The organism is Bacillus sp. JST-5, from assembly GCF_057747715.1.
In genome coordinates, this window is the sequence record NZ_JBYLHW010000104.1 from 1 (window position 1) to 5106 (window position 5106).

At 34.7% G+C, this 5106-nt stretch carries 5 protein-coding genes; 4 read left to right on the forward strand and 1 reads right to left on the reverse strand.

The window, feature by feature from the left end; translation table 11 throughout:
* Positions 1–175 precede the first annotated feature (175 nt).
* Both yugI and AC3ASS_RS13505 read left to right on the forward strand, forming a co-directional pair.
* Complete coding sequence (yugI, locus tag AC3ASS_RS13500) at positions 176–586, forward strand: S1 domain-containing post-transcriptional regulator GSP13 (RefSeq protein WP_488284047.1); 411 nt, start codon at positions 176–178, stop codon at positions 584–586.
* Positions 587–733: 147 nt separating this feature from the next.
* A complete protein-coding gene (locus AC3ASS_RS13505) occupies positions 734–1927 on the forward strand; it encodes an ornithine--oxo-acid transaminase (RefSeq protein WP_488284048.1) in 1194 nt (397 codons plus the stop codon).
* A 43-nt stretch (positions 1928–1970) separates the two neighbouring features.
* Here AC3ASS_RS13505 and AC3ASS_RS13510 read toward each other — a convergent pair whose 3' ends face one another.
* The gene (locus tag AC3ASS_RS13510; protein ID WP_488284049.1) at positions 1971–2204 is read right to left on the reverse strand and encodes a DUF378 domain-containing protein; all 234 of its coding nucleotides are present in this window, start codon (positions 2202–2204) and stop codon (positions 1971–1973) included.
* 136 nt (positions 2205–2340) lie between these two features.
* Between AC3ASS_RS13510 and AC3ASS_RS13515 the strand changes: the two genes are divergently transcribed.
* Together AC3ASS_RS13515 and AC3ASS_RS13520 are read left to right on the forward strand one after the other, a co-directional pair.
* Positions 2341–3504, forward strand: a complete 1164-nt coding sequence (locus tag AC3ASS_RS13515) for an iron-containing alcohol dehydrogenase (protein WP_488284050.1) — start codon at positions 2341–2343, stop codon at positions 3502–3504.
* Positions 3505–3613: 109 nt separating this feature from the next.
* A complete protein-coding gene (locus tag AC3ASS_RS13520; protein ID WP_488284051.1) occupies positions 3614–4963 on the forward strand; it encodes a glucose-6-phosphate isomerase in 1350 nt (449 codons plus the stop codon).
* The last annotated feature ends 143 nt before the right edge of the window (positions 4964–5106 follow it).

Here is a 5106-nt window from a genome sequence, read left to right on the forward strand (position 1 = left end):
AAGAGAGTACCCTAAAATAGTGAATCCGCTTTCATTGTTAGGGAGAAAAAAACTGCCCACAAATACTTGACTCAATCCTATAAAAAATGATTTTTGATAACCCTCCTAAATTGTGCTATAATATTTTAATGCGTGAAAACAGGTGAAAAAATAAACCAATTTAGGAGATGTTATTATGACAGAACAAATTGAAATAGGTTCAGTATTAAAAGGAAAAGTAACGGGAATTCAACCGTACGGAGCATTTATTTCTTTAGAAGGAGATCACCAAGGGCTTGTTCATATTTCTGAAATTACTCACAGCTTTGTAAAAGATATCAACGATCATTTGAAAATTGGTGATGAAGTTACAGTAAAAGTATTATCCATTGATGAAGAAACAGGAAAAATAAGTTTGTCCATGAAAGCTTTAGAAGAAGCTCCTATTGCTACACCTCAAACATCTAAACCGAAAAAGCCTCGTAAACAAAAACAACAACCTTCCGTTTCTCAAGATGTCGGAACACCAAAAGGATTTAATTCATTAAAAGAAAAATTAGAATACTGGATTGAACAATCGAAAAGAGACGATTTAATTAAAAAATAATGGAATTGGATACAATTAGTCTATTGGCTGTTGTATCCTTTTATTTTATAAAAAAGGTAAGAAACGAAATTATGCTTTAATCGTCAACTATCCTAGGTTAAAATGATAATGGATAAGAGGAAAAACTGGGTGATTGGAGGATCTTTAATGACTAGTACAAAGCAAATTATTGAACAGACTGAAAAATATGGTGCGAAAAACTATCATCCTTTACCAATTGTTATTGCAAAAGCTGAAGGAGTATGGGTAGAGGATCCAGAAGGCAATAAATATATGGATATGTTAAGTGCTTATTCAGCCGTAAACCAAGGGCATCGACACCCGAAAATTATAGAAGCATTAAAAGCTCAGGCAGACCGTGTAACTTTAACATCTAGAGCATTTCATAATGATCAACTTGGTCCATGGTATGAAAAAGTGTGCAAATTAACAAATAAAAATATGGCTCTTCCAATGAATACAGGAGCAGAGGCTGTCGAAACGGCTATAAAAGCAGCAAGACGATGGGGATATTTTAGAAAAGGAATTAAAGAAAACCAAGCGGAAATTATTGCTTGTGAAGGAAATTTCCATGGGAGAACAATGACAGCGGTTTCATTATCATCTGATGAAGAATATAAACGTGGTTTTGGCCCGATGTTACCAGGAATTAAGCTAGTTCCTTATGGTGATTTAGAAGCATTGAAAAATGCTATAACTCCGAATACAGCAGCATTTTTAATTGAACCTATTCAAGGAGAAGCAGGTATCGTTTTACCTCCTGAAGGATATTTAAAAGCAGCATTTGAATTATGTAAAGAAAATAATGTATTATTTATTGCCGATGAAATTCAGGCTGGTTTAGGTCGTACAGGTAAAATGTTTGCATGCGATTGGGAAGATGTAGAACCTGATATGTATATATTAGGAAAAGCTCTCGGAGGAGGTGTTTTCCCAATCTCTTGCGTAGTAGCAAACGAAGATATTTTAGGTGTATTTAATCCAGGTAGCCATGGATCAACATTTGGAGGAAATCCATTAGCTTGTGCCGTATCTATTGCTTCATTACAAGTATTAGAAGAAGAAAAACTAGCCGAGCGTTCATTAGAATTAGGAGAGTATTTTATTGGAAAACTTAAAGAAATAAAAAATCCAAAAATTAAAGAAGTAAGAGGTAAAGGGCTATTTATTGGAGTTGAGTTGACAGAAGCGGCTCGTCCATATTGTGAGCAATTGAAAGAAGAAGGACTTCTATGTAAAGAAACTCATGATAATGTCATTAGATTTGCTCCGCCATTAATCATTACAAAAGAACAACTGGATTGGGCGTTAGAAAAAATTAATAAAATATTATCTGCATAAAACAAATTAGCCGCTCAACTTATAGAGCGGCTATTGTCATTCATTATCGAGAAGTTCGAGTTTCTGGAGCTCTTTCATGTACTTCATTAGGTTTAAATAACAAACCTAGATTAATGAGCCCTGCAATACCGACAATACTATAAATAATTCGGGCAAGGGCAGAATCTTGTCCTCCAAAAATGGCAGCGACTAAATCATATTGAAAAAAACCTACAAGTCCCCAGTTAATAGCACCAATAATTGTAAAAACGAGTGCAAGTCTTTGTAGTCCACTCATAGTTTTGAACCTCCTTTAAAATGGTATATTTATTTATAAATAGCTTGAAATAAAATAAAGGATATTATACATAAAAAATCACATGTTTTCCTTTTTTTTTGGTTAACTTCTATAATGAATATAAGGAGGGGTTATTATGGATTCATTTACTTTTTATAATCCGACTAAGTTAATTTTTGGAAGAGGACAATTAGAACAAATCAAACAAGAGATTCCGATGTATGGAAATAAAATTTTACTTGTTTACGGTGGAGGAAGTATTAAAAGAAACGGATTATATGAGCAATTGATCTCTTTACTAAACGAGATAAATGTTCAAGTTTTTGAATTAGCAGGAGTTGAGCCTAATCCACGGATATCCACCGTTAGAAAAGGTGTTGAAATTTGTAAAAAAGAAAATATTGATTTTTTATTGGCTGTTGGTGGAGGAAGTGTTATCGATTGCACGAAAGCAATTGCTGCTGGGGCAAAATATGATGGTGACCCTTGGGATTTGGTTATTAAAAAAGCTATTCCAGAAAGCGCTCTGCCATTCGGGACGGTGTTAACTCTAGCAGCTACAGGTTCCGAAATGAATTCAGGATCCGTCATTACCAATTGGGAGACAAGAGAAAAATATGGATGGGGAAGTCCATACGTATTTCCTAAATTTTCTATACTTGATCCTGTCCATACGTTTACAGTTCCAAAAGATCAGACTGTTAACGGAATAGTTGATATGATGTCACATGTATTAGAACAGTACTTTCATTCCGCTTCCAATACTCCATTGCAAGATCGTTTTTGTGAATCATTATTAAAAACAGTTATTGAGACTGCGCCTAAGCTATTGAATGATTTGGAGAACTATGAGTATCGTGAAACTATTATGTACTGCGGAACGATTGCTTTAAATGGAATGTTACAAATGGGCTATCGTGGCGACTGGGCGACCCATAATATTGAACATGCGATTTCTGCTGTATATGATATTCCTCATGCTGGTGGTCTAGCCATTGTATTTCCAAATTGGATGAAACATCATGTAAAAGATATGCCAGAACGTTTTAAACAACTTGCAATAAGGGTTTTTGATGTTGACCCTAGCGGAAAATCTGATGTAGATGTAGCCATTGAGGGAATTGAACGATTAAGAGAATTTTGGGAAAGTTTAGGAGCTCCATCAAGATTAGCTGACTACAATATTGATGATAGCCATTTAGAGGTTTTAGCTGATAAAGCAATGGCACGTGGGGAATTTGGAAATTTTAAACCTTTAAATCGCAATGATGTATTAGCTATTTTAAAAGCAAGCCTTTAATTTTGCATAAATGCCAGTGAGCAATCTCGTAAAAATAAATGTGATTAGTTGATATTATAAAAAAATTGGGATACATTGGATAAGAAAAATACACTCATGGAGGTACAGCATGACACATATTCAATTTGATTACAAGAAAGCAGCAAATTTTGTAAAAGATCATGAATTAAATCAATTAAAGGATATGATTCAAATTTGTCATGAAATGATCCATAACAAAACAGGCGCAGGGAATGACTTTTTAGGTTGGGTAGACTTACCTAGCAACTATGATAAAGAAGAATTTTCAAGAATAGAAAAAGCAGCAAATAAAATAAAAAATGATTCGGATGTGCTTGTTGTTATCGGAATTGGTGGTTCCTATTTAGGTGCTAAAGCCGCTATCGACATGTTGAATCATAGTTTCTACTCTGTCATTTCTAAAGAAAAAAGAAAAACCCCATTAATTATTTTTGCAGGAAATAATATAAGTTCTACATATATGAAAGAAATCATGGATGTTTTAGAAGGAAAAGATTGGTCCATTAATGTAATTTCAAAATCCGGAACAACAACAGAGCCTGCCATTGCTTTTCGTATTTTCCGCAAGCTATTAGAAGAAAAATACGGAAAAGAAGAGGCGAGAAAACGAATTTATGCAACGACTGACCGTGCAAAAGGGGCTTTACGAACATTAGCTGAAAAAGAAGGTTATGAAACCTTTGTTATACCTGATGATGTAGGCGGGCGTTATTCTGTTTTAACAGCTGTTGGTCTTCTTCCGATTGCTGTAAGTGGTGCAGATATTAATAAAATTATGGAAGGTGCTCAACAAGCGCAAAATGATTTTGGACAACCACAGTTAGAACAAAATATCGCTTATCAATATGCGGCAGTCCGAAACATCCTTTATAACAAAGGGAAGACTATTGAATTATTAGTAAATTATGAGCCATCACTACAATATTTCTCAGAATGGTGGAAACAATTATTTGGAGAAAGTGAAGGTAAAGATTTCAAAGGTATTTATCCTTCCTCTGCAAACTTTTCAACCGATCTACATTCTTTAGGTCAATATATCCAAGAGGGCAGAAGAGACTTATTTGAAACAGTTATTAAAGTTCAACAACCTCGACATGAATTAATAATTGAAGAAGATCAGGAAGATTTAGATGGATTAAACTATCTTGCTGGTCAAACAGTTAATTTTGTAAATGATAAAGCTTTTGAAGGTACATTATTAGCACATACGGATGGTGGTGTACCAAATTTAATTGTTACAATCCCTGACTTAACGGAATACACATTCGGTTATTTAGTATATTTCTTTGAAAAAGCATGTGCGATGAGCGGGTATTTATTAGGAGTCAATCCTTTCGATCAACCTGGAGTAGAGGCTTACAAAGTCAATATGTTTGCACTATTAGGAAAGCCTGGATATGAAGAAAAACGAACAGAATTAGAAAAGAGATTAAAATAGCTCCAAGTCACATTTGACTTGGAGTTTTTCATGTGCGCCCGGCATGGGTGTAATCTATAGGGTGAAAGTCCCGAGCTGCGAAGGCAGAAGTAGCAGTTAGCTTAACGCAAGGGTGTCCGTGGTGACGCGGAATCTGAAGGAAG